Annotated in this window: 18 protein-coding genes; 5 read left to right on the top strand and 13 right to left on the bottom strand. The window is 70.5% G+C overall.

Annotated elements, in window-relative coordinates:
- Positions 1-120: 120 nt before the first annotated feature.
- Positions 121-1,224 (bottom strand): polyamine ABC transporter substrate-binding protein, encoded by a 1,104-nt coding sequence (locus BY998_RS10745; protein WP_110351614.1) that lies wholly within the window; start codon positions 1,222-1,224, stop codon positions 121-123.
- Complete coding sequence (locus BY998_RS10740; protein WP_110351613.1) at positions 1,221-1,580, bottom strand: RidA family protein; 360 nt, start codon at positions 1,578-1,580, stop codon at positions 1,221-1,223. Before BY998_RS10740 ends, BY998_RS10745 begins: the two co-directional genes overlap by 4 nt.
- Positions 1,581-1,824: 244 nt before the next feature.
- On the opposite strand from BY998_RS10740, the gene BY998_RS10735 reads away from it, so the two are divergent.
- A complete protein-coding gene (locus BY998_RS10735) occupies positions 1,825-2,091 on the top strand; it encodes a GlsB/YeaQ/YmgE family stress response membrane protein (RefSeq protein ID WP_012456206.1) in 267 nt (88 codons plus the stop codon).
- A 119-nt stretch (positions 2,092-2,210) separates the two neighbouring features.
- Here the strand turns inward: BY998_RS10735 and BY998_RS10730 are convergent, their stop codons facing one another.
- The 5 genes from BY998_RS10730 to rpsO form a co-directional block, all read right to left on the bottom strand.
- Positions 2,211-2,444: a YgaP-like transmembrane domain gene (locus tag BY998_RS10730; protein ID WP_003597547.1), complete on the bottom strand. Its 234-nt coding sequence runs from the start codon at positions 2,442-2,444 to the stop codon at positions 2,211-2,213.
- Positions 2,445-2,642: 198 nt separating this feature from the next.
- Entirely contained in the window at positions 2,643-3,284 is a 642-nt protein-coding gene (locus BY998_RS10725; RefSeq protein WP_110351612.1) for a glutathione S-transferase family protein, read from the bottom strand.
- Positions 3,285-3,368: 84 nt separating this feature from the next.
- Positions 3,369-5,636 (bottom strand): TonB-dependent siderophore receptor, encoded by a 2,268-nt coding sequence (locus BY998_RS10720; RefSeq protein WP_110351611.1) that lies wholly within the window; start codon positions 5,634-5,636, stop codon positions 3,369-3,371.
- Positions 5,637-5,877: 241 nt separating this feature from the next.
- Complete coding sequence (pnp, locus tag BY998_RS10715) at positions 5,878-8,115, bottom strand: polyribonucleotide nucleotidyltransferase (RefSeq protein WP_110351693.1); 2,238 nt, start codon at positions 8,113-8,115, stop codon at positions 5,878-5,880.
- Between the two features lie 262 nt (positions 8,116-8,377).
- Positions 8,378-8,647 (bottom strand): 30S ribosomal protein S15, encoded by a 270-nt coding sequence (gene rpsO, locus BY998_RS10710; RefSeq protein WP_110351610.1) that lies wholly within the window; start codon positions 8,645-8,647, stop codon positions 8,378-8,380.
- 282 nt (positions 8,648-8,929) lie between these two features.
- Here rpsO and BY998_RS10705 point away from each other — a divergent pair, with 282 nt between their 5' ends.
- Positions 8,930-10,387 (top strand): amino acid permease, encoded by a 1,458-nt coding sequence (locus BY998_RS10705; RefSeq protein ID WP_110351609.1) that lies wholly within the window; start codon positions 8,930-8,932, stop codon positions 10,385-10,387.
- 245 nt (positions 10,388-10,632) lie between these two features.
- On the opposite strand, the gene xth is transcribed toward BY998_RS10705, so the two are convergent.
- From xth to BY998_RS10680, 5 genes are all read right to left on the bottom strand, one after another.
- Positions 10,633-11,442 carry an exodeoxyribonuclease III gene (gene xth / locus BY998_RS10700; protein WP_110351608.1) on the bottom strand — a complete coding sequence of 270 codons (810 nt, stop codon included), beginning with the start codon at positions 11,440-11,442 and terminating at the stop codon, positions 10,633-10,635.
- Between the two features lie 68 nt (positions 11,443-11,510).
- Positions 11,511-11,957, bottom strand: a complete 447-nt coding sequence (locus BY998_RS10695) for a BLUF domain-containing protein (protein WP_110351607.1) — start codon at positions 11,955-11,957, stop codon at positions 11,511-11,513.
- Positions 11,958-11,970: 13 nt separating this feature from the next.
- Positions 11,971-13,686: a GGDEF domain-containing phosphodiesterase gene (locus BY998_RS10690; RefSeq protein ID WP_110351606.1), complete on the bottom strand. Its 1,716-nt coding sequence runs from the start codon at positions 13,684-13,686 to the stop codon at positions 11,971-11,973.
- Between the two features lie 216 nt (positions 13,687-13,902).
- On the bottom strand, positions 13,903-14,853 hold the full coding sequence (locus tag BY998_RS10685) for an outer-membrane lipoprotein carrier protein LolA (RefSeq protein WP_110351605.1): 951 nt from the start codon (positions 14,851-14,853) through the stop codon (positions 13,903-13,905).
- Positions 14,854-15,000: 147 nt separating this feature from the next.
- The gene (locus tag BY998_RS10680; protein ID WP_110351692.1) at positions 15,001-18,267 is read right to left on the bottom strand and encodes a DNA translocase FtsK; all 3,267 of its coding nucleotides are present in this window, start codon (positions 18,265-18,267) and stop codon (positions 15,001-15,003) included.
- 407 nt (positions 18,268-18,674) lie between these two features.
- On the opposite strand from BY998_RS10680, the gene BY998_RS10675 reads away from it, so the two are divergent.
- Positions 18,675-20,732, top strand: a complete 2,058-nt coding sequence (locus BY998_RS10675) for an NAD(+) synthase (RefSeq protein ID WP_245421550.1) — start codon at positions 18,675-18,677, stop codon at positions 20,730-20,732.
- Positions 20,733-20,843: 111 nt separating this feature from the next.
- Positions 20,844-22,967, top strand: a complete 2,124-nt coding sequence (locus BY998_RS10670; RefSeq protein ID WP_110351604.1) for a protein-disulfide reductase DsbD domain-containing protein — start codon at positions 20,844-20,846, stop codon at positions 22,965-22,967.
- A 63-nt stretch (positions 22,968-23,030) separates the two neighbouring features.
- Here the strand turns inward: BY998_RS10670 and wrbA are convergent, their stop codons facing one another.
- Complete coding sequence (wrbA, locus tag BY998_RS10665; protein ID WP_110351690.1) at positions 23,031-23,630, bottom strand: NAD(P)H:quinone oxidoreductase; 600 nt, start codon at positions 23,628-23,630, stop codon at positions 23,031-23,033.
- A gap of 135 nt (positions 23,631-23,765) precedes the next feature.
- Between wrbA and BY998_RS10660 the strand changes: the two genes are divergently transcribed.
- A complete protein-coding gene (locus BY998_RS10660) occupies positions 23,766-24,650 on the top strand; it encodes a LysR family transcriptional regulator (protein ID WP_181425484.1) in 885 nt (294 codons plus the stop codon).
- Positions 24,651-24,657 lie beyond the last annotated feature (7 nt).

Genomic DNA, 24,657 nt, shown 5'->3' with positions numbered 1-24,657 from the left:
GCGCGGAGCCCTCGACGCGCCGCCGTACCGCGAACTTGCGGGCCGGCCTCGCAGCGCCCGCGTTTCACCCTGAGCCGACGATCGGGATCGCGCCCTCAGTCCAGGCGATCCCGTTCCGGTTCACCGGCCCGTGCGCACCCGCGTCCAGGCCCGGGTGACGAAGCGCTGGGTCGAGTCGTTCCAGGCCGTGTTGACGGAGAGGCGCTGCAGGGTCGCGTCGTCCGGGTAGATGCCGGGATTGCTCATGATCTCGGGCTTCACGAACTTCTGCGAGGCGAGGTTGCCGTTGGCGTAAGAGACGAAGTTGGTGTTGGCTGCCGCCACCTCGGGTCGCATCATGTAGTCGATGAAGGCGTGGGCCTCGCCCGGATGGGCCGCGTCCTTCGGGATCGCGAAGGCGTCGAACCACATCAGCGCCCCCTCCTTGGGGATGAAGTAGGCGACCTCGACCCCGTTCTTCGATTCCTCGGCGCGCTTCTTGGCCTGCATCACGTCGCCGGAATAGCCGACCGCGAGGCAGAGATCGCCGTTGGCGAGCCCGTTGACGTATTCCGAGGAGTGGAACTTCCGCACCGCGCCGCGGACCTTGTAGAGCGCGTCGGTCACGGAGGTGATGTCGTCCCAGCGCTTCGAATCGGACTTGTAGCCGTAGAAGGGCAGGATCGACGGAATCAGGTCCTCGGGGGAATCGAGGAGCATCACCCCGCATTCCTTGAGCTTGGCCATGGAGCTCGGGTTGAGCACGAGGCTCCAGCTGTTGAGGGCCGCGTTGGCTCCCAGGCGCTCGCGCACGGCGCTCACGTTCACGCCGATGCCGGTGGTGCCCCACATGTAATCGACGGCGAAGGTGTTGCCGGGATCGTAGGCCTGGAGCCGATTGCTGATCTCGGGCCAAGCGTGCTTGAGGTTGGGGATCTTGCTCTTGTCGAGGGGCAGGAACACGCCCGCCTTGATCAGGCGCTGCAGGAACGGGCCCGACGGCACGACGATGTCGTAGCCGGACTTGCCGGCCAGAAGCTTCGTCTCGAGGATCTCGTTGTTGTCGTAGGTGTCGTAGACGACCTTGATCCCCGTCGCCTTCGTGAAGTCGTCGAGCACCTTCGGGTCGATGTAGTCCGACCAGTTGTAGATGTTGACGACGCGCTCCTGAGCGCTCGCGCCGCCGAAAGCCGCGAGGAGGAGGGGGAGGGCGGCGAGCCCTCCCAGCAGGCGCCGCCGGATCACGATTTGCCTCGCGCGGCGGTGACGGCGATCTCCACGAGGTATTCCGGCGCGACGAGCCGGGCTTCCACGGTGGCGCGGGCGGGCGGGTTTTCCTTGTCGACCCAGGCATCCCAGGCCGCGTTCATCTCAGCGAAGCCGCCGATCTCGGCGAGGTAGATCGTCGCCGAGAGGATGCGGGACTTGTCGCTGCCCGCCTGCATCAGCAGCCGGTCGATCTGCTCCAGGATCTGCTGCGTCTGGGCCGTCACCCCGGTGCCGACCACGTCGGCGGCCACCTGTCCCGCCAGGAAGACGAGGTCGCCGTGGGCCACCGCTTGGCTCATGCGGGGGCCGGTCTCGTAGCGTTCGATGGTCATGGGGTGCTGGTCTCGATTCGTTGGAAGGCGGACCCTTCTGCCGCCGGGGACGGTTCCGCGTAAAGAGGGTGAAATGGCTGCCCGCGTCGGACCCCGTGGGCTGACGCCGCGCGTGCGCATTTTTTGCGTCTTCGCACGATTCGCGAGGCAACCGGCTTCGTCACTCGCGCGTTTGTCCCACGAATACGGCCAAGTCTTCCGGCCTGATTTACAGGTCGAAGACGCTTTTCGGGGTTGGAGCCACATGGAAATTCTCTGGACCATCATCATCGGCTTCGTGGCCGGCGTCATCGCCAAGTTCATCATGCCCGGTGACAAGGAGCCCGCCGGCTTCATCATGACGACGATCCTCGGCATCGTCGGCGCCTTCGTCGCCACCTTCATCGGTCAGGCGGTCGGCTGGTACGGGCCCAACGAGGGCGCACGCTTCATCGGCTCCATCGTCGGCGCCTGCGTCGTGCTCGCGATCTACGGCTTCATCGCCGGCCGGACCAGCAGCCGCTCGCTCTGATCCTCGAAAACCTTCCAACGAAGAAAGGGCGCTCCGCGAGGAGCGCCCTTTCTTCGTTCAATCTTCTGCCGATCGGCGGCAGCCGAAGCCCCGCCGATCGTTGCGGCCGGCTTCAGGGCTCAGCCCGTCAGATCGCGCCCGCCCGCGGTGACCGCCTTCACGGCGCAATGGCCGGTGGCGCCGCGCACGGCCAGCCCGACGCCGACCACCAGGGCAGCGAGGCTCAGGAGCTTGTTCGGCCGGGGCTGGGCCGCCGCGGCGGCGATGCCGAGCCCGAGCGCGACGGAGACCGCCCGCTCGGTCATGCTCAGGTTCGGCTCGCCGGAGAAAATGTCCTCGATCATCTCGTTCACGGAAGTGGGTTCCTTCTTGACGCCCGTTCGGGTTCGCGGGGCGAACGCGGGGCGGGCGGCGCCGTTCCGTGCAAAGGCGGCTCGGACCGACCGGCGATGATGAGCCCTCATCGCCGGTTGCCCCCACGCACGCGGGGCGGCGGGCGTCCGCCGGACGCATGGAAGCCGACCCTCGGGCGGCTTCCCGGCCGAATGGTATCAAGCAGCGGTTCCGGCCTCGGCGAGCAGGCGATCGTCGATCTCCCGCGCCCGCACGGCGGCGGGACGCGCGGCGTGGCGCCCGGCATAGGCCTCGAAGGCGGGCCGCTTCGGGATGGTGCCGAACTGCATACCCCAGCCGAGATGCGCGGCGAGGTAGAGGTCGGCGGCGCCGAAGCGGTCCCCGGCCACGAACGCGACGCCTGAGACGGCGCCTTCGAGCGCATCGAGCACGGCCTCCAGGCTGCCGTAGCCGACCATGCCCTGCATGCGCGGGTCGTCGGGCACGCTCACCTTGAGCGCCCCGTTCGTCACCGCCGCCTCGAGCGGGCCGGCGCAGAAGAACAGCCAGCGGTAATAGGGACCGCGGTCGCGGTAGCCCGGCTCAGGGGCGAGCCCGGCCTGTGGGAAGGCGTCGGCGAGATAGGCGAGGATCGCGGCGCATTCCGTCACCACCGTCTCCCCGTGGCGCAGCGCCGGCACCTTCCCCATCGGGTTGATCGCCCGGTAGGCCGGCGCCTTCATGGAGGTGCCGTAGCCGAGGATTTCCGTGCGGTAGGGCGCGCCGACCTCCTCCAGCATCCAGCGCACGATCCGGCCGCGGGACATCGGGTGGGTATAGAAGACGAGGTCGTCGGACATCGGCGGGCTCCGGGGCGAGGCACCCGCGCGGCGGGCGTCGTCCCGGTGTTAGGCGAGGGCGCGCGACCGAGGAAGTCTCGGCCCTCAGAAGCGCGCGATCAATTGGAAGCGCACGGTGCGCGGCGCGCCGGGCAGGATGTTGTTGTTGTTATGCGCGGAGATGACGTAGCGCCGGTCGAACAGGTTCTCGATGTTGACCTGTGCGCGCATGCTCTCGCTGAACTCGTAGAACACGCCGGCATCGAAGCGCGAGAAGCTCGGCAGGCGCACCGAGTTGTCCGACGATGCGAAGCTGGCGTCCTGGTAGAGGTAGCCCACGCCGACGGAAAATCGCTCGCCGATGTCGAACTTGTTCCACAGGCTGAAGGTGTTGAGCGGAACGCCGCCGACGAGGTTGCCGGCCCGGATCACGTCGCCGTCGTCATCGATGTCGGCGACGATGCGCGGCTCGGTATAGGCGTAGCCGCCGGAGATCTGCCACCAGTCGGTCGCATAGCCGGTGATGCCGATCTCGGCGCCCCGGGTGTTCGTCTTGCCCGGGCCGGCGGAGAAGCCCGCTTCGGTGGATGACGGGATCGGCTGGTTGTCGCGATCGAGGTTGAACAGCGCAGCGGTGAGGATCAAGGCCGGCGTGATCTCGTATTTCACGCCGATTTCCGCGTTCTCGAACCGCTCAGGGGCGGACAAGGCGGTTGTCGGATCCAGCACGCGGAACTGATCACCCGCGCTCGGCAGGAAGGACACCGAGTAGCTGCCGTAGAAGGCCAGATTGGGCAGCGGTTTCACCACGACGCCGACCCGTGGCGAGACGAGATTGTCGATGCGGCTGTTCGGTTGGGCCGGAAGGCCGGTCGCGGCGTCGGGACGTCGGTCGCGCGATTGAAAATCGAAGCGATCGAAGCGCGCGCCGACGATGAACTGCAGATGCTCGTCGATCTCGATCTGGTCCTGGGCAAAGGCAGAGAAGACGCCGAGCCGATAGGTGTTGTTTCGACCCGAAGCGAGATTTCGGAGGGTCGCCCCCTCGGTCGTGGTCGGCGCGAAGGGATTGACGAGGAGATCGCGGGTGCCGGTCGAATTCCAGATGAAGTCGCGCCTAAAGTCGATCCCTTCCTGAAAACCGAGTTCCAGGCCGGCCACCACGGTGTGGGTAAGCGGTCCGGTGTTGAACTTGTAGGTGAAGTCGGTCTGGTTGAAGGTGTTCGTGCGGTCGGTCTGGCTGCCGTAGCCGCGCATCACGAACGAGGTCTCGTCGGCACTGACCGGACTGTTGGGGTAGGCGTTCTGATGGTACTTCGCGTAGTCGGCGATCCGCGTCTGGCTGCGCATCACGACGCCGCTCTCGAAGACGTGGTCGAGCTGCGCGTTGCCGATATGGGCATCGACGAAGCCGTTCGAGATGAAGGGCGCGCCGAACAGCGTGCCGGTGTTCTCACGATAGCGCCAGGGGCGCCCGAACTGCGAGGGGATGCCGCGGTCGGCGATGCGGTTGTCGGAGAAGAATTCGTAGGAGAGGCGCAGGGTTGTCTGCGGCCCGAGCAGGAAGGTCATCGTCGGGTTCACGCCGTAGCGGCGGATGTCGATGAAGTCGCGGTAGGTCGCCGTGTCCTCGAACACGCCGTTCATGCGGAAGAAGACGGTGTCGGAGACGCGGTCGCCGAGATCGACCGCCATGCGCTTGTTCGCGAACTGCCCGCCCTGCACCAGCACCTCGCGGACGGAGGAGCCGTCGGCCTCCTTGAGCACGCGGTTGACGATGCCGCCGCCGCCGCCGCGGCCGAAGATCATCGCGTTGGGACCTTTCAAGACCTCGATGCGCTGGGTGTTGTAGAGGTCGCGGAAGTAGCGCGCGTCGTCGCGGATGCCGTTGACGAAGAAGTCGGCCGTCGTGCGCTGGCCGCGGATCAGGATCTCGTCGCGGTGGCCCTCGCCCTGGGCGATGGCGACGCCGGGCACGTAGCGCAGGGCCTCGCCGATGCTCTGAACGTTCTGGTCGCGGATCTGCGCCTGCGTCACCACCGAGATCGCCTGCGGCGTGTCGATCAGCGGCGTATCGGTCTTGGTGGCGGAGCGCAGGCGCTGGGCGACATAGCCGACCTGTGAGCCGGAGCTGTCGACCACGACGCCCCGCCCGAGGCCGGAGCCGGCCACGCTGATCATGTCGAGGGTGATGCCCTGGACCGAGGCGGAAGGGGGCAGGTGATGCACCGCCTGGGCGGTCGGAAGGCCGGTGTTGATGTCGCTGACTTGTGCTTGCGCGGGATGGATGAACGCGGCGCAGAGACTCGCGCAGGCGACCGAGCCAAGCAATCGCAACAGAAGAACGCCACGGCTCCCGCGGGCATCACTCATAAAATTCCCCCCTTATTTTATTAGAATAGACGGGGGAAGCTTGGCCGTAATCCGAGGCTCCTCTTCATAGATTTTGATTATTCCAAAAGAGAAAAATCCTTATTGAAAAATGGCAAGTGGAGCGGCTGCTCAGCCGGCACGGTAAGGCGGGTGCCCGTCGCGGCCCGGCCGCCAAATGAAAAGAGCGCGGCCCCGGGGGACCGCGCTCTTCTTGTCGTGATTGCCGTGAGGCGGAGGCGACTTACTCGCCCGACGATTCCCGGCGGCGCTCGCCGCGGTCGCGGCGGGGGCCGCGGTCGCCCCGATCACCACGGTCGCTGCGCTCCTCGCGCTCCGGCTCGCCGCGCTCCGCGCGCTCGGCCTTCAGCTTCTCGGTGAGGTCCTCGCCGGTCTCCTGATCGACGACCTTCATTGAGAGGCGGATCTTGCCGCGCTCGTCGGCACCGAGGAACTTCACCTTGACCTTCTGGCCCTCCTTCACGACGTCGCCGACCTTGGCGACGCGCTGGGCGGCGAGTTCAGAGATGTGAACGAGGCCGTCCTTGGCGCCGAAGAAGTTCACGAAGGCGCCGAACTCCATGATCTTGACGATCGTGCCGTCGTAGATCGTGCCGGCCTCGGGCTCGGCGACGATGGAGCGGATCCAGTTATAGGCCGCCTTGATCGCCTTGCCGTCGGACGAGGCGATCTTGACGATTCCGGTGTCCTCGATGTTGATCTTGGCGCCGGTCTTCTCGACGATCTCGCGGATGATCTTGCCGCCGGTGCCGATCACGTCGCGGATCTTGTCGGTGGGGATCTGCATCGTCTCGATGCGCGGCGCGTACTCGCCGAGCTCGGGACGGGCCGCGGTCAGCGCGTTGGCCATCTCGCCGAGGATGTGGGCGCGGCCGTCCTTGGCCTGACCGAGCGCCACCCGCATGATCTCCTCGGTGATGCCGGCGATCTTGATGTCCATCTGGAGCGAGGTGATGCCCTCGTCCGTGCCGGCCACCTTGAAGTCCATGTCGCCGAGGTGATCCTCGTCGCCGAGGATGTCGGAGAGCACCGCGAAGCGCTCACCTTCGAGGATGAGGCCCATGGCGATGCCGGCCACCGGACGGCGCAGGGGCACGCCCGCATCCATCAGCGAGAGCGAGCCGCCGCAGACGGAGGCCATGGAGGAGGAGCCGTTCGACTCGGTGATCTCGGAGACCACGCGGATCGTGTACGGGAACTCGTGGGCGGGCGGCAGCACGGGCCGGATCGCACGCCAAGCGAGCTTGCCGTGGCCGATCTCGCGACGGCCCGGGGAGCCCATGCGGCCGGTCTCGCCGACGGAGTAGGGAGGGAAGTTGTAGTGGAGCAGGAAGCGCTCCTTGTAGGTCCCTTCCAGCGCGTCGATGAACTGCTCGTCCTCGCCGGTGCCGAGCGTGGCGATGACCAGCGCCTGGGTCTCGCCGCGGGTGAACAGCGACGAGCCGTGGGCGCGGGGCAGCACGCCGACTTCCGAGACGATCGGGCGGACCGTCTTTACGTCACGACCATCGATCCGGCTTCCGGTGTCGAGGATGTTCCAGCGGACCACCTTCGATTGGGCCTCCTTGAAGGCGGCCTTGACCTTCTCAGGCGAGAACTTCTGCTCGCCCTCGGCCGGGCAGAGGGCGGCGACCACCTTCGCCTTCACGGCGTCGACGGCGGCGTAGCGCTCCTGCTTGACGGTCTTCTTGTAGGCCTCGCGCAACTCGCCCTCGCAGATGTCGAGGACGGCCTTCTCCACGTCGGCGTTCTCCGGCGGGGAGAAGTCGCGCGGCTCCTTGGCGGCCTTCTCGGCCAGGCGGATGATCGCCTCGATCACCGGCTGGAAGTGCTTGTGGCCGAACATCACGGCCCCGAGCATCACGTCCTCGGAGAGCTCCTTGGCCTCGGACTCGACCATCAGCACGGCGTCCTGCGTGCCGGCGACGACGAGGTCGAGGGTGGAGTCGGCGATCTCGGTGACCAGCGGGTTCAGCTTGTAGCCGCCGTTGAGGTAGCCGACGCGGGCCGCGCCGATCGGGCCCATGAAGGGCACGCCCGAGAGCGTGAGGGCGGCCGACGCCGCGACCATCGCGACGATGTCGGGATCGTTCTCGAGATCGTGGGAGAGGACGGTGACGACGACCTGGGTGTCGTTGCGCCAGCCGTCGACGAAGAGCGGACGGATCGGGCGGTCGATCAGGCGGGAGACCAGCGTCTCCTTCTCCGAGGGGCGGCCCTCGCGCTTGAAGTAGCCGCCGGGGATACGGCCGGCGGCGTAGGCGCGCTCCTGGTAGTTCACGGTGAGCGGCAGGAAGTCGATGCCGGCCTTGGGCTCCTTGCCCGCGACCACGGTGGCGAGCACGGTGGTCTCGCCGTAGGTGGCGACCACGGCGCCGTCCGCCTGACGGGCGGTCTTGCCGGTCTCGAGGACGAGCTTGCGGTCGCCCCAGATCAGCTCTTCACGTTGTACGTCGAACATATGTCTCTTGCCTTCGAACATGCGGTTCGGGCGAACCCGGCGCCGCCAGAGGCAAGACGGCGAGACGCTCTCACTCCAGAGAAAGCGTCTCGCGATCCTGCCCTGGCGCCCTTTGCCTTCAAGCCGCCCGGGGGGACCGGCCGAGCCCCATGCCCGGACAGTCCTTCTTGGTTTGCCGCGCTCTCTGACGCCGAACCGGAGTCCGCTTCGACTGAGAGCGCTGCGTGTGAAAACGCGGCCCCGAGGGACCGCGTGGATTGCCTTAGCGGCGGATGCCGAGGCGCTCGATGAGGGTGCGGTAGCGCGCCTCTTCCTTGCGCTTCAGGTAGTCGAGCAGCGAGCGGCGCTGCGAGACCAGCTTCAGGAGGCCGCGGCGGGAGTGGTTGTCCTTGCCGTGGGTCTTGAAGTGGGCGGTCAGGTTGGTGATCCGCTCGGTGAGGATGGCCACCTGGACCTCCGGCGAGCCGGTGTCCTTGTTGCCCTTGGCGTATTCCTTGATGAGCGCGGTCTTGCGCTCTGCCGTGATCGACATCGCAGGCCTTTCGAATGGGGTTTGGTCGGATGCGCCGCCCGCAACGGGGCAGGGCGCCTTGAAGCCTGCGGTCGGGCCGGTGCCGGGATGTCGTCCAGCACGGTCAGCCGCAAGCGGCACAAGCCCCGCCCGTCAGCCGGGTCGAGGCGGCGCGGACCATACACGAAACCGCGGGAAGCGCCAGTGCCGCCGCCCGCCCGGGCCCGATCCGCTTCACACGGCCTCACGCCCGGCGCGGATTTCGCGTTGCCGGGCGCGACCCGCTCAGGCAGGCCAGAGATCATGCCCCGTTCCGTCCTCGGTGCCCGCAAACCCATCGCCGCCCTCGTCGCCGAGGCGGAGGGGCCGTCGCTGGCCAGAAATCTCTCGGCCTTCAGCCTCGTCTGCATCGGCGTCGGCGCGACGGTCGGGGCGGGGATCTTCGTGCTCACGGGTACGGCCGCGGCGAACTACGCCGGGCCGGGGCTGATGCTCTCCTTCCTGCTCGGCGCGGTGGCGAGCGGGCTGGTGGCGCTCTGCTACGCCGAACTCGCCGCGATGATCCCCGTGGCGGGCTCGACCTACTCCTACACCCACGCGACGCTGGGCGCGCTGCCCGCCTGGATCATCGGCTGGGACCTCGTGCTCGAATTCGGCATGGCCGCCGCGACGATCGGGGTCGGCTGGTCGGGCTACGCGCAGAGCCTGCTCGCCGATCTCGGGGTGAGGCTGCCCGCCGCCCTCGCGGCGGCGCCGGGGGAGGGCGGGCTCGTCAACGCGCCGGCGGCCCTCGTCGTGCTGGTCCTCACCGCCCTGCTGATGGGCGGCAACCGGGGAGCGGCCCGCACCAACGCCGTGCTGGTGGCGCTCAAGGTCGCGATCATCCTGGGCTTCGTCGGGCTCGGCGCCCTCCATGTGCGGCCCGAGCTGTGGCGGCCGCTGGTGCCGGAGAACGAGGGCGCGTTCGGCGCGTTCGGCTGGAGCGGAATCTTCCGCGGGGCGGGCGTGGTGTTCTTCGCCTATGTCGGCTTCGAGACCGTCTCGACGGCCGCCGGCGAGACCCGCAACCCGCAGCGGGACGCGCCGGTGGGGTTGATCGGTTCGCTCCTCGTCACGGCCGCGCTCTACGGGGCGGTGGCGGCGGTGCTGACCGGCCTCGTGCCCTATCGCGAGCTCGACGTGGCCGATCCGATCGCCAAAGCCATGGACGCGACGGGCCTGAGCGGGTTCTCGACGGTGATCAAGCTCGGCGCCCTGATCGGGCTCACGACGGCGGCGCTGACCGCGCTCTACGGACAGGCGCGGATCTGCTACGCCATGGCCCGCGACCGGATGCTGCCGGACGCCTTCGCGCGCATCGGCGAGACGAGCCGGACGCCGTTCGTCGCCCAAGGGCTGATCGGGCTCGTCACCGCCGCAGCGGCGGCCCTGGTGCCGATCGGCATCCTCGGCGAACTCGTCAGCATCGGGACGCTGTTCGCCTTCGTGCTGGTCTGCGTCAGCGTGCTGATCCTGCGCCGCACGGAGCCGGGAAGGGCGCGGCCCTTCCGGGTGCCCGGCGGGCCGCTCGTGCCGGTGCTCGGCATCCTCGCCTGCCTGACCCTGATGGCGAGCCTGCCCGGCGACACCTGGCTGCGGCTGCTGGTCTGGCTCGGCCTCGGGCTGGCGATCTGGTTCGGATATTGCCGGCGGCGGGTCGGGGCAAGTCCAGGTTTCGAAAGGACGAGTCCTTTCGCGGGTCCAGGGCAGAGCCCTGGATAAAGGAAAGCCGGGGCTCTGCCCCGGCGCCCCCGCCAAAGGGATGATCCCTTTGGAATCCCGCACTCAGTACGAGCGATGCTGACCCGCGGCCCGGCCACCGCCGTAGCGACGGCGCAGGTAGGAAATGGCCTTGGGCAGGAGGAAGACGACGAGGATCTGGCGCAGGATCGAGCGCATTCGGGGGACTCCGTTTCGAAAGCCGAGATTGGAGATCCAATGCCCGGAACGGCCCCGGCGTTCCCGGCTCACAATTCCAACGTCAACGTGACCGGCGCGTGGTCCGAGGGCTTCTCCCAGCCGCGCGCCTCGCGGAAGACCTCGACCCGGCGCACGCTGCCGGCGAGATCCGGCGAGACCCAGGCGTGGTCGAGGCGCCGGCCCTTGTTGGCGGCCGCCCAGTCCGGCGAGCGGTAGCTCCACCACGTGTAGATCTTCTCCGGCTCCGGGGTGAGGTGGCGCGCCGCATCGATCCAGCCGGCCTCGCCCCGCAGCGTCTCCAGGGCCTCTGTCTCGACGGGCGTGTGGCTCACCACGTCGAGGAGCTGCTTGTGCGACCAGACATCGTGCTCCAGCGGCGCGACGTTGAGGTCGCCGACCAGGATCGCCGGGCCGGAGACGCGCCGCCCGCCCCAGGCCCGCAGCTCGGACAGGAAATCGAGCTTGTGCGCGAATTTCGGGTTGAGCTCGCGATGGGGCAGGTCGCCGCCCGCCGGCACGTAGAAATCGTGCAGCACGATCCCCGCCGCCGGCCCCGCCTCGCGCCCGAGCGCCGCCGAGATGTGGCGCGCATCCGCCCGCTCGCAGAAGCTCATCACGTCGCGGGTGACCAGCGGAAAGCGCGAGAGGATCGCGACGCCGTTATACCCCTTCTGCCCGGCAAAGACGATGTTCTCGTAGCCGGATCCCTCGAACGCCTTGAGCGGAAAGAGGTCGTCCGGGCACTTGGTCTCCTGCAGGCACAGCACGTCGGGCCGCACCTCCCTGAGGAAGCGCAGCACGGATTCGATGCGCAGGCGCACCGAGTTGATGTTCCAGGTCGTGACGGTGAGGCGCACGGGGATTGCCTGCGGAGCGTGGCGTGGGTGGCTGCCCCGTTAGCCCAACCCGCGCGCCTCGCAAACCGTCAGGCCGCGGCGGCGGCCTCCTCCTCCAGAGCGAGGCCGTGCAGCACGGCGCACAGCTTGTCGCCCGTCATCCGCGAAAGGTCGAAGCCGCTCTCGCCGGCCATGTCACCGTATCGCGCCGCGTCGGCCTGCGAGGCGCCGACATAGGCCATCGACCAATCGGTGAAGAGGCGCTCCTCCACCGGTTCGAGGGCGAGCAGCGAGACCTCGCCGTGGCGCTCGTCCTGCTGGATGCGCTCGAAGGTGGTCTCGACCGCCTCGCTCGGCCCTTCCAGCACCTGCGCGAAGCAGCCGGCGTTGAACATCAGCGCCCCGGTGACGCCGACGCGGGCGTTGTTGACGCGGCTCACGGCGAGGATGCCGCGGATCGTCTCGTCCATCGCCGTCGGCGCACCGGCGACCCGGTTGCGGCTGTAATAGACGAGGCGGCAGAGGTCTCGGCTCATGGCAGGCTCCGGATCACGCGGTGAGGGTGTCGGCGGGACGGGCAGGGGGAAGAGTGGCGGGACGGACAGGGGTCTGGGCGACCGGTCTGCAGAGCAGCGCGGCGGCCTGCGCCGCGGGCATCGGGCGCCCGGTCAGGTAGCCCTGGACCTCGGTGCAGCCCTCGGCGCGGATCGCCGCGAGCTGGTCGGGCGTCTCGACGCCCTCGGCGGTGGTGCGCATGCCGAGGCTGGCCCCGAGCCGGGCGATGGCCCGCACGATGGCGCCGCACTCGGCGTTGTCCTCCATGCCGCGCACGAAGGACTGGTCGATCTTGATCTTGTCGAAGGGGAATTTCTGCAGGTAGCTCAGGGACGAGTAGCCGGTGCCGAAATCGTCCATCGAGATCCTGACGCCCAGCGCCCGCAGGCCGTTCAGCACGGCCAGCACGCCGTCGGTGTTCTCCAGGAGCGCCCCTTCCGTGATCTCCAGCTCCAGCCGGGCCGGGTCGAGGCCGGTCTGGGCCAGCACGTTCATCACCGTCTCGACCAGCCGGCCGCCGCGGAACTGCACCGGCGAGAGGTTGACGGCGATCGAGGCGGCCTGCGTCCAGCCCGCCGCCTCGCGGCAGGCGGCGCGCAGGGCCCACTCGCCGATGCCGACGATCAGGCCGATCTCCTCGGCGAGCGGAATGAACAGGGCCGGCGAGACGGGGCCGCGCTCGGGATGGTTCCAGCGCAGCAGCGCCTCGAAGCCGACCACCGCGCCGGTCTCCAGCTGGATCTGCGGCTGGAAGGCGAGTTCGAACTGCTTGAGGGCGAGCGCCCGGCGCAGGTCGATCTCCAGGCTGCGGCGCGCCTGCATCTGCGCGTTCATCGCCGGCTCGAAGAAGCGGTAGGTGCCCCGGCCCTCGGCCTTGGCCCGGTAGAGCGCGAGGTCGGCATGCTTCAGGAGGTCGTCGGCGTCGGCTCCGTCGGCGGGGCTGAGCGCGACGCCGACGCTGACGCCGACATTGAGCATGTGGCCGTCGACCACGTAGGTGCGCCCGACGAGATCGACGAGGCGGCGGGCCAGGGCCTCGGCGGCTTCGGGCTGGGCCGCGCCGCCGTGGGCGCCAGCCTGGAGGATGGCGAATTCGTCGCCGCCGAGCCGCGCGACCACATCCTCGCGGCGGGTGGCCCGGCGAAGGCGCTCGGCGACCTTGCGCAGGAGCGCGTCGCCGACCGGGTGGCCGAGGGTGTCGTTGACCGACTTGAAGCGGTCGAGGTCGAGCATCAGCACCGCCAGCGGCGCGCCCGTCCGGGCCGCCTCGGCCAGCGCCGCGTGGAGGTGGTCGTGCAGGCCGACGCGATTGCACAGGCCGGTGAGCGGCTCCTGCCGGGCCAGGGCCGCGCCGCGGATATGCTCGGTCACGTCCTCGAAGGTGAGGGCGAAGCCGCCGGTCGAGAGCGGTGTCAGCGCGGTCTCGACGAGGCGCTCGTCGCCGAGCGCGAGGTGCAGGCGGAGGGAGCGACCGGCACGCACGGCCTCGGCGAGGGCGGCGCCTTCCGGCTCCGCGCCGCCGCAGGCCGCCGGCAGGGACCGGATCGGGAGGCCGACCAGTTCGGCGCAGCCCAGCAGCGCCGCCGCGCGGGCATTGGCGAAGGTCACCGTGCCGCCCGCGTCGAGCAGGACGAGCGCGGCAGCCATCTCGGCGAGCGCCGCCTCGAACGGCGAAGGGCCCGGAAGCGATGGAGCGGCGAGGGCGGACATGCGGCCGGACAACGTCCCGTTGGGCCGCCTCCCGTGGACGGCCCGTCCATTGGCCGCTCGCCGCCTCAACAGATCCTTAAAGTCGGCGGCTCTCGGAGCCTATTCCCGACATTCTTGCAGGATAATCACCGCCCATAACATAGGATGTCGAGAAAAAGCCCGGCGGCGCAGCGTTCAAGTCAATCCATGTTATCGCCTGTAGCCTCGGTGTTCGGCTCAGGGATTCTGGCTCTGGATCTGACGCTGCATGGCCTTGTCCTCGGCGCGACCGTAATTGATGAAGAACAGGGCGCCGTCGACGGCCTTGCCCTTCTGCAGGTTCGAGAGCTGCACCGTGGTGAGGTAGCCTTGCGGGTCGGTGATCCGCCACTGCGAGAGGGTCTTCATCTCGGCGTCGAAGTAGAGCTGGATCTTCGAGGTGCCACCCAGCGTCGAGCGGTCTTCCAGTCCGATGCGGATGCCGCCCGGATCGTTGGACACGTCCGTCACGTTCAGGTCGCGGGCGAGATCGATCTTGTCGCGCAGCAGGAATTTCAGCGGCGTCTGCGAGATGAAGTAGAGATCCTGCGTGTTGAGCTTGCGGTCGCGCACGGCGACCGAGGTGCCGTCGGCCACCACTTCGAGCGGGGAAGGCTGGTCGTACTCGAAGCGCAGGCGCCCGGGCTTGGCCAGCGTGAGCTTGCCGCCGATGCGGCGCCCGTCCGCGCCGATCTGGATGAACGAGCCGGTCAGGGTCTGGAAGCCGTTGAAGTAGGCGTTGGCCCCCGCCACGATGGTGGCCGGGTCGGCATCCTGGAGCGAGGCGCCGAGGCTGGGCGCGCCCACCGCCGCGACCCGCGTGCCGGAAGCCGCGGCCGGCGCCGCGGGGGCGGGCGTGCCGGGCTTGGCCGCCGCCTTGACGCTGCCGGTCTTCTCGGTGGCCTTGTCCGACCCCTTCTCGGCCGCCTTCTCAGTGCCCTTGCCCGGCTTCTGCGCCGCCTTCTTGGCCGGGGCCGGAGCGGCCTCCGGCTCGGGCGCAGCGGCCGGGGGCGGCGCCGGCTCCTCCTTGCGGCCGAACAGGCCGTCGAGGAACGAGGAGACCTGGGCGCTCGCCGGAAGCGGCTGGAACGTCAGCGCGGCGACCACGAGCAGCGGACCGGCGGCGGGGCGGAGGCGTCGGCCAGTCATCGTGTGGGCATCTCCGAAAGCTTGCGGGCGCGCGGGGCCGGGGCCGCCCCGGTGCGGACGCGCCTTGCGGCGGAGCGTCCGGATGTCGTGGTTCGGGTAGACCCGGCCCCTGTGGCGAATATGCGACGGGGACCGGGATCGCAGGTGCTACTCGTCGTCGTAGCCGCCGGACGGAGCGCCCGAGAGACCCTCGACCAGGATCTCGCGCTTGCCCGCATGGTTGGCCGGCCCGACGATTCCCTCGATCTCCATCCGCTCCATGATGGAGGCGGCGCGGTTGTAGCCGATCTGGAGGCGGCGCTGGATGTAGCTGGTCGAGGCCTTGCGGTCGCGCAGCACCACGGCGATGGCCTGCTCGTAGAGCTCGCCGCCCTCCGCGCCCGCACTGGCCGCGAAGGCGCCGATGTCGAAGACCGGCGCGTCGGCCTCCTCGGCCTCCGCGAAGTCGTCCTTCTCGGCTTTGGCCGCCTTCGAGCCCTTGGCGGGCTTTTCCGGCTGGTCGGACGAGCCGTCATCGGCGGTGACCGCCTCGAGATAGGAAGGCCGGCCCTGGCGCTTGAGATGCGCCACCACCGTCTCGACCTCGGAGTCCGAGCAGAACGGCCCGTGCACGCGGGTGGTGCGCCCGCCGCCGGCCATGAACAGCATGTCGCCCTGGCCCAGCAGCTGCTCGGCGCCCATCTCGCCCAGGATCGTGCGGCTATCGATCTTGCTCGTGACCTGGAAGGAGATGCGGGTCGGGAAGTTCGCCTTGATCGTGCCGGTGATGACGTCGACCGAGGGCCGCTGCGTCGCCATGATCAGGTGGATGCCCGCCGCCCGCGCCATCTGCGCGAGGCGCTGGATCGCGCCCTCGATGTCCTTGCCCGCCACCATCATCAGGTCGGCCATCTCGTCGACCACGATCACGATGTAGGGCAGGGCCGAGAGGTCCATCTCCTGCTCTTCGAACACCGCCTCGCCGGTGGTGCGGTCGAAGCCGGTCTGGACCGTGCGGGTGATGATCTCGCCCCGCTCGCGCGCCTCCTTCATCCGGGCATTGTACCCGTCGATGTTGCGCACGCTGATCTTCGACATCTTCTTGTAGCGCTCCTCCATCTCGCGCACGGCCCATTTGAGGGCGATGACCGCCTTCTTCGGGTCGATGACGACGGGGGAGAGCAGGTGCGGGATGCCGTCGTAGACCGACAGCTCCAGCATCTTGGGATCGACCATGATCAGGCGGCACTCTTCGGGCTTGAGCCGGTAGAGGAGTGACAGGATCATGGTGTTGATGGCCACCGACTTGCCCGAGCCGGTGGTGCCGGCCACCAGCAGGTGCGGCATGCGGGCCAGATCGGCGATGATCGGCTCGCCGCCGATGTTCTTGCCCAGGCACAAGGCGAGCTTGTGCTTGGTCTCGACGAAATCGACCGAGGCGAGCAGCTCGCGCAGGTACACGGTCTCGCGCACGGGGTTCGGCAGCTCGATGCCGATCACGTTGCGGCCGGGCACGACGGCGACGCGGGCGGAGACGGCGGACATCGAGCGGGCGATGTCGTCCGACAGGCCGATCACGCGGGAAGACTTGGTGCCGGGCGCCGGCTCCAGCTCGTAGAGGGTGACGACGGGGCCGGGGCGCACGGCCAGGATGTCGCCGCGCACGCCGAAATCCTGCACGGTCTGCTGGAGGTTGAGGGCGTTCTGCTCCAGCTCGTCCGCATCGACCTCCTCGCCGTCGGGCAGGGGCGGCTCGGCGAGCAGTTCGAGCGAGGGCAGGGAATAGTCGGCGTTGCCGACGAACGACATCTCCAGGTGGCGGCCGGCGGGGATCAGTGTCGGGCGCTCGGGCAGGATCGCCCGGGGACGGTTTTCGGGCTCTGCCGCGACGGGTTGCGCGGAGACGGTCTCGATCGCGGCCTCAGCCTCGGCTTCGAAGTCGTGCGCGAAGTTGGACGCGAGGTCGGACGCAGTGTCGGACGCAGTGTCTTGCGCCGTCTCCTCGGCGGCCTCCTCGGCCACTTCGGCCTCGGCACCGACCTTGGTGCGCAGCAGGACGGGCCGCGCCGGAATCGTCAGCGGCGCCAGCGCCTGCGCAGGGGAGGGGGCCTGCGGCGCGGGTTGGGCCGGGACGGACACCGGCTGCGCCGCGACCGGCGGAGCGGGGGGCCGAGCCGCGAAGGGCTGAGCGGTAAAGGGCCGAGCGGCGAAGGGCGCGGCCGCCGGGGCCGACGGCGCGGCGTACAGCACGGCCTGCGCGGGTGCGGACTGCGCGGCGGGCGCGGCGACGAGCGGACGGGCCGGCCGGATCGCGGCGCGGGCCGCCATGGCGCTCAGCACGAGGCGCTGTGCGGCGGGCTGCGCCGCGGCCCGGGACACCGGCTCGGCGATCTCGACCGCGGATTCGGCGGGGCCGAACCAGCCGTGCAGGGCGGACCAATCCGGCACGTCCGACCAGTCGGACGGCTCGGCCGGGACCGGCGGGATGAAGGGCGCGTAGGTTCCGAGGATCGCCGGGACGGATTCCGCGGCAGCCAGCATGGTCAGCGGCAGGCCGTCCGGTGCGGATCCGGCATGGCTCTCCTCGACGTAGGCAGCCTCGATCACGGGCTCCGCCACCGGCATCGCGGCCTGCGGCGCCGGAACGGCGGGCTTCAGGCGTCGGTCGGGCGTGCGGAAGAAGCTGACGCCCGGCGGCGGCACGAAGGGGCGGCGCCAGATCGGCACTTCCTCGCCCGCCTGCTCGGCGCGCAGCCGCGCGGCCTCGGCCCGCTCGGCAGCCAGCTGCGCCGCGCGTTCGGCGGCCTCGCGCTCCGCCGCCTCACGGGCCCGCTCCGCCTCGCGGGCCGCAGCCTCGGCGGCGGCCTGGGCGTCGAGCAGGGCCTGGGCCCGGGCCTGCGCCTCGCGCTCGGCCTCCAGCGCCTGCCGGCGGCGTTCCATCAGCACGGTGTCGGGGGTGCGGGTGAAGCGCACCGCCTCGGGAAGCGTCTGCGGCGCGGCGTGGAGGGATGCCTGCGGCGCGGCCAGCCCGTGGAGCGGGACGGCGCCGGCTTCCGGGGCGATGGCGGCCGGGCGGCGGGGCGTGCGCACCAGGACGCCGGGGCCGGAGGCCCGGGGGTCGATGCGGCTCTCGAACGTGCTCTCCGGCAACCCGTCACAGGCGGGCTCCGGGGGGAAGGCCTGATGCGGGTCGAGGCCCGGCATCCCCGCCGCGTACAGGCCCCGCTCGTCCTCTGCGGTCCATGTCTCCGCCGCCGCGGGCGCGCGCCCGAGCATCGCGCCGGGCGGCACCAGCCAGCTCGGCACGCTGCCTGCGTCGAACGCATCGACGCCCGGTTGCGGCAGGGCCGGGTGGGGCAGGGATTGGGGGAGCGCCCGCGGCGGGGCCGGGGGCGTGCCCGCGATGCGGCGGGCGAGGTTGGAGCGCAGACTCATCAGCCGATGGGCGAAGCCGCCGATCGACCGGTCCAGGCGGTCGCCGCCGCGGCTCGGCCGCGACGGATCACGATGGGAATAGGGAGGCCGTCCCGATGCGCGCATGATCTGTGAGATGACTCGAAACAAGGTCCGGCTCCTGCGGAGCGGTTCGTCCCTCACGGTAGGCGGATCGTCGTTAACGAACGCTTGCCCTCCCCCTCCTCCGACCGTCCCGGCCCCGGCGGTGCACGTGGCGCGCGAACCGGATATCGTCGAGGACGGTTGGACCTTTGCACGGCATTCCCGATGCCCGGTGGCAGGGCCGGCCGCGTCCGCTGCGGCGGCGCGGATGCATCGGGGAAAATGATGTTTTCACAACGCGCTGGCAGACTGTCCTGCCACATCAGGCGAGCTTCGAGATCCCGGTGACTCCCCCTTCGCCCGACGCCTTCCGCTCCCTCTACCGGCATGGCTTCGCCCGCGTGGCGGCCTGTACCGGGCGCAGCCATCCCGGCGACCCGGCGGCCAACGCCGAGGACATCCTGGCGCTCGCGCGGGAGGCCCACGCGGCCGGCGCGGCGCTGGCGGTCTTCCCCGAACTCTGCCTGTCCTCCTACGCCATCGAGGACCTCCTGCTGCAGAGCGCGCTGCTCGACGCGGTGGAGGCGGGCGTGGCGCGGCTGGTCGCCGAGAGCGCCGGGCTCACGCCCCTGCTCGTGGTCGGCGCGCCCTGCCGCTGGCGCAACCGGCTCTACAACGCCGCCCTGGCGATCCAGGGCGGGCGGCTGCTGGGCGTCGTGCCGAAGAGCTACCTGCCGAACTACCGGGAGTTCTACGAGAAGCGCCACTTCGCCTCCGGTGCGGGCATCACCGGCGAGACGATCCGCCTCGGCGGCGAGGAGGCCCCCTTCGGCACCGACCTGATCTTCGCCGCCGACGACCTGCCCCGCTTCCGCCTGGCGATCGAGGTCTGCGAGGATCTCTGGGTGCCGCAGACCACGGGCATGGAGGCCGTGCTGGCGGGCGCGACGGTGATCGCCAACCCGTCGGGCAGCCCGATCACCGTCGGCCGGGCGGAGTCCCGCGCGCTCCTCACCCGGGCCGCCTCGATGCGGGGCCTGTGCGCCTACGTCTACGCCGCCGCCGGCACGGGCGAATCCACCACCGACCTGTCCTGGGACGGGCAGACCAGCATCGACGAGAACGGCGTGCGGCTGGCGGAGGGCGCGCGCTTCCCCGAAGGTCCGGTCGTGACCCTGGCCGATATCGACCTCGACCTGATCGCGCAGGAGCGCCTCCAGGCCGGCAGCTTCGACGACAACGCCCGCGACCGCGGGGACCGGCCCTATCGCAGTATCGGCTTCCGGCTCGATCCGCCGCAGGGCGATCTCGGCCTCAAGCGCCGGGTCGAGCGCTTCCCCTTCGTGCCCTCCGACCCGGCCCGCCTCGCCCAGGATTGCTACGAGGCCTACAACATCCAGGTCGCCGGCCTCGCCCAGCGGCTCGCGGCCACGGGCACCAAGCGCGCGGTGATCGGCGTTTCCGGCGGGCTCGATTCCACCCATGCGCTCATCGTCGTCGCGAAGGCCTTCGATCGGCTCGGGCTGCCGCGAAAGGACATCCTGGCCTACACCCTGCCGGGCTTCGCCACCTCCGACGAGACCAAGACCAACGCCCACGCCCTGATGCGGGCGCTCGGCACCACGGCGGAGGAGATCGACATCCGCCCCGCCGCCCGGCAGATGCTGGCGGATATGGGCCACCCCTTCGGGCGGGGCGAGGCGGTCTACGACGTCACCTTCGAGAACGTGCAGGCGGGCCTGCGCACCGATTACCTGTTCCGGCTGGCCAACCAGCACGGCGGCATCGTCATCGGCACCGGCGACCTCTCGGAACTGGCGCTCGGCTGGAGCACCTACGGCGTCGGCGACCAGATGAGCCATTACGGCGTCAACGCGGGCGTGCCCAAGACCCTGATCCAGCACCTGATCCGCTGGGTGATTTCCTCGGGGCAATTCGGCGAGGAAGAGAATAGGACCCTGCGGGCGGTGCTCGACACCGAGATCTCGCCCGAACTCGTGCCGGCGACCGAGGGGGAGGGGCCGCAGAGCACGGAGGCCAAGATCGGCCCCTACGCGCTGCAGGACTTCTCGCTGTGGTTCACCCTGCGCCACGGCTTCCCGCCCTCGAAGATCGCCTATCTCGCGCTGCATGCCTGGGCGGATGCGGGTGCGGGCGACTGGCCGCCGGACTTCCCGGAGGCCAAGCGCGTGGCCTACGGCCTGCCGGAGATCCGGCGCTGGCTCCACGTCTTCCTCGACCGCTTCTTCCGCTTCAGCCAGTTCAAGCGCTCGGCGCTGCCCAACGGACCGAAGGTCTCGGCGGGCGGCGCCCTCTCCCCTCGCGGCGATTGGCGCGCCCCCTCCGATGCCAGCGCCCGGGCCTGGCTCGACGAGTTGGAGCGGAACGTGCCGGAGGCCTGAGGCGGACGGCCCGACGCGCCGTGAGGCCGCGGCTCACTTCGCGGCCGAGGTCTGCTATCCCTGCCCGGCCGGACCCGCTTGCCGGGACCGGCCCGCCCGCAGGGACGCTCGATGCTTCGCCTTCTCACGCCGATCCTGGCTCTCGCCCTGACGTTTGCCGCCCCCGCCCTGGCGCAGGGCACGCTGACGGCCGCCAAGGCGAAGGATCTGGTGCGGGCGAGCCTCGTCGCGGAGAGCGAGGCCCTGGTGCCCGGCCGCACCGCGACGCTCGGCCTGCACATGGTGATGAAGCCGGGCTGGCACGTCTACTGGCGCAATCCCGGCGATTCCGGCCTGCCGCCGGAGATGGCGTGGCGGCTGCCCGCAGGCTTCTCCGTCGGCGCGGTGGACTGGCCAGTCCCGGAGCGCATCCCGGTCCAGACCCTGATGAATTTCGGCTACGAGGGCGCGGTCACCCTGCTCGTGCCGCTGACCGTCCCCGCGAAGGCCGCGCCGGGAGAGACGGTGCGACTGGCCGGCACGCTCTCCTACCTCGTCTGCGAGGAGATCTGCATTCCGGGATCGGCGGAGCTGAGCCTCGACCTGCCCGTGGCCGCCTCCACCGAGCCGGCTTCGGGGCAGGCGGCCCTGTTCGCTCGCGCCCGCGCCGCCCTGCCCGAGGCCGCCCCCGGCCCGGTGCGCACCAGCCGCGAGGGGGACCGCCTCGTGCTGCATCTCGACCGAACGGGGCTGGCGGCGGAGAGCGTGAGCGGCGCGGCCTTCTTCCCCTACGCCGAGGGCGCGATCGAGAACGCCGCCCCCCAGGACCTGACCGTCGATGCCGCCGGCCTGCATCTGACCCTCACGCCGGGGGACGCCAAGCAACCGCCCGAGGCGCTGGCCGGCGTGCTCGCGCTTACCGAGGCCGGCGCGCGCAGGGCCTTTGCGCTCGGCGAAGCGCCCGCGGCTCCGCCCGCCGTCACCGCTCCCGCCGCCGAGGCCCCGCCCGCCCCGGCGGAGGAAAGCCTGACCCTGTGGAGCGCGGCCGGGCTCGCCCTGCTCGGCGGGCTCATCCTCAACCTGATGCCCTGCGTCTTCCCGGTCCTCTCGATCAAGGTCCTGAGCCTCGTGCGGCAAGCGGGGGAATCCACGGCGCGGGTGCGCCTGCACGGGCTCGCCTACACGGCGGGCGTGCTCGCGAGCTTCCTCGGTCTCGCCGGCCTCCTGATCGCCCTCAAGGCGGGCGGGGCCGGGATCGGCTGGGGCTTCCAGCTCCAGTCGCCGGTCGTGGTGGCTCTGCTGGCCTACGGGCTGTTCGCCATGGGGCTCAGCCTGTCGGGCGTGGTGCATCTGGGTGGGCGGCTCGTCGGGCTCGGCGATGGGCTGACCCGGCGGGCGGGCTATTCCGGCTCGTTCTTCACCGGCGTGCTGGCGACCCTCGTCGCCACGCCCTGCACGGCGCCCTTCATGGGCGCGGCGGTGGGCTTCGCCCTGACGCAGTCGCCCGCGACCGCGCTCACCGTCTTCGCGAGCCTCGGCCTCGGGCTGGCCCTGCCCTTCCTGGCGCTCACGGCGTTTCCGCAGGCGCTGCGCCGGCTGCCGCGGCCCGGCGCCTGGATGGACGTGCTCAAGGGCGCGCTCGCCTTCCCCGTCTACGCCACCGTGGCGTGGCTGATCTGGGTGCTCGCCCAGCAGGTCGGGCCCAACGGCCTGCTCGCCGGTCTGACCGGCCTCGTGCTGGTGGGGCTGGCCGCCTGGGCCTGGGAGCGCGCCCGCGACGCGGGGCGGCTCGGCACCGGCATCGCCCGGGCGGCGGCGCTGGTGGCGCTGGCCGGAGCGCTCGGCCTCGTGGCCGCCCTCGACGGCGACCGGGCCGCCGCGCGAGGCACCACCCTGGCCCAGGGCGAAGAAGCGTTCACGCAGGCGCGTCTCGACGCCCTGCGCGGGGAGGGGCGCACGGTGTTCGTGGACATGACGGCGGCGTGGTGCATCACCTGCCAGGTCAACGAGCGCACGGTGCTCGCCCGCGACAGCGTGCAGGCGGCCTTCCGGGGAGGCGGGGTCGCCTATCTGAAGGGCGACTGGACCAATCAGAACCCGGAGATCACCCGCCTCCTGGAGCGCTACGGGCGCAGCGGCGTGCCGCTCTACCTCGTCTACCGCGGCACGAGCGAAGCGCAGGTGTTGCCGCAACTCCTCACCGAGGCGGTGGTGCTCGCCGCGATCGGCAAGGGCGATCTCGCCGCGGCCCGGTAGGGCGCGACCGCAGCGATGTTGATCTCCTCTCCCCGCCTGCGGGGAGAGGAGGGAACACGCGCCTCAGCCGGCGAGCTTTGCCGCGATTCCGGCCACGTGGCGGCCCTGGTAGCGGGCGCCGTCGAGTTCGACCTGGGAGGGCTGGCGCGAGCCGTCGCCGTCGGCGATCGTGGTGGCGCCGTAGGGCGAGTTGCCCTTCACCTGCTCGACGCCGTTCTGGCCCGCGAAGCTGTAGGGCAGGCCCACCACCACCATGCCGTGGTGGAACATCACCGTGTGGAAGCTCGTCAGGGTGGTCTCCTGGCCGCCGTGCTGCGAGGCGGTCGAGGTGAAGGCCGAGCCGACCTTGCCCACCAGCGCGCCCTTGGCCCAGAGGCCGCCGGTCTGGTCGATGAACTGCTTCATCTGCGCGGCCATGTTGCCGTAGCGGGTCGGCGTGCCGAAGATGATCGCATCGTAATCGGCCAGCTCCTCGACGGTGGCGATCGGCGCGTCCTGCTCGAGCTTGTAGTGGAACTGCTTGGCCACCTCCTCCGGCACCAGCTCCGGCACGCGCTTGACCGCGACTTCGGCCCCGGCCTCGCGGGCGCCCTCGGCCACCGCCTTGGCCATCTGCTCCACGTGGCCCCAGGACGAGTAGTAGAGCACCAGAACCTTCGCCATCGCTTTGTCCTCTTCCGCGGCGGGCCCGACACGCGGCCCGATCATCGAATGCGGTCGGAGTATGGAGGTTCGCCCCGCTTGCAGGAACGCCTCGATGTGCAAGATGCATCTTGCGTATCTGCAAGGAGGGGAGCGATGCCGGTGGCCTGGGACGAGTTCCGCCTTGTGCGGGCGGTGGCCGAGCGGGGAGCGCTGGCGCCGGCCGCGGCGCATCTCGGCATCAATCCCTCCACCGCCTTCCGGCGCCTCGCCGCGGTCGAAGCGGCGCTCGGCACGCGCCTGTTCGAGCGGCACCGCTCCGGCTACGTGCCGACGCCCGCCGGCGAGGCCATGGCCGTGGCGGCGGCGCGCATGGAGGAGGAGGTCGCGCGCTTCGACCGGGAAGTGGCCGACCGGGCGCTGACGCCCTCCGGCACCCTGCGCGTCACCGCCGCGGCGACGCTGGTGACCGACCTGCTGATGCCGATGCTCGGCCGCTTCCGGGCGCGCTACCCGGCGGTGCAGGTCGATCTCGTGGTCTCGGAGGAGGCGCTGAACCTCTCCCGCCGCGACGCGGACGTGGCCCTGCGCGCCACCCGCGACCCGCCGCCCAACCTCGTCGGCCGGCGCATCGCCACCATCGCCTGGGCGGTCTATGGACGGGTGCAGGCCGAGGCCGCCGACGCGGCCTGGGTCAGCCCGAGCGAGGCGGTGGCCGGCGGGCTCTTCGCGCGCTTCGTCGCGGCCCGGGCCGGACCGGAGCGGGTGGCCCTGCGCATCAACACCGTGCAGGGCCTGTGCGAGGCCATCGTCGAGGGCGTCGGGATCGGTCCGCTGCCCTGCTACCGCGGCGACAGGATCGCGGCCCTGCGCCGCCTGTCCGGGCCGGAGCCGGATCTCGCCGGCTCGCTGTGGCTCCTGACCCATCCGGATCTGCGCCACGCGGCACGGGTGCGCGCCTTCATGGACCACGTGGCGGCGGAGGTCGCGCCGTTGCGCCCCACATTGGAGGGGCGGCGGCCGGAAGCTCCGTCGGCGTGAGGGCCGG

This window comes from Methylobacterium sp. B4, from assembly GCF_003201865.1.
Classification (GTDB): domain Bacteria; phylum Pseudomonadota; class Alphaproteobacteria; order Rhizobiales; family Beijerinckiaceae; genus Methylobacterium.
This window is presented reverse-complemented; position numbering and strand designations above follow the sequence as displayed.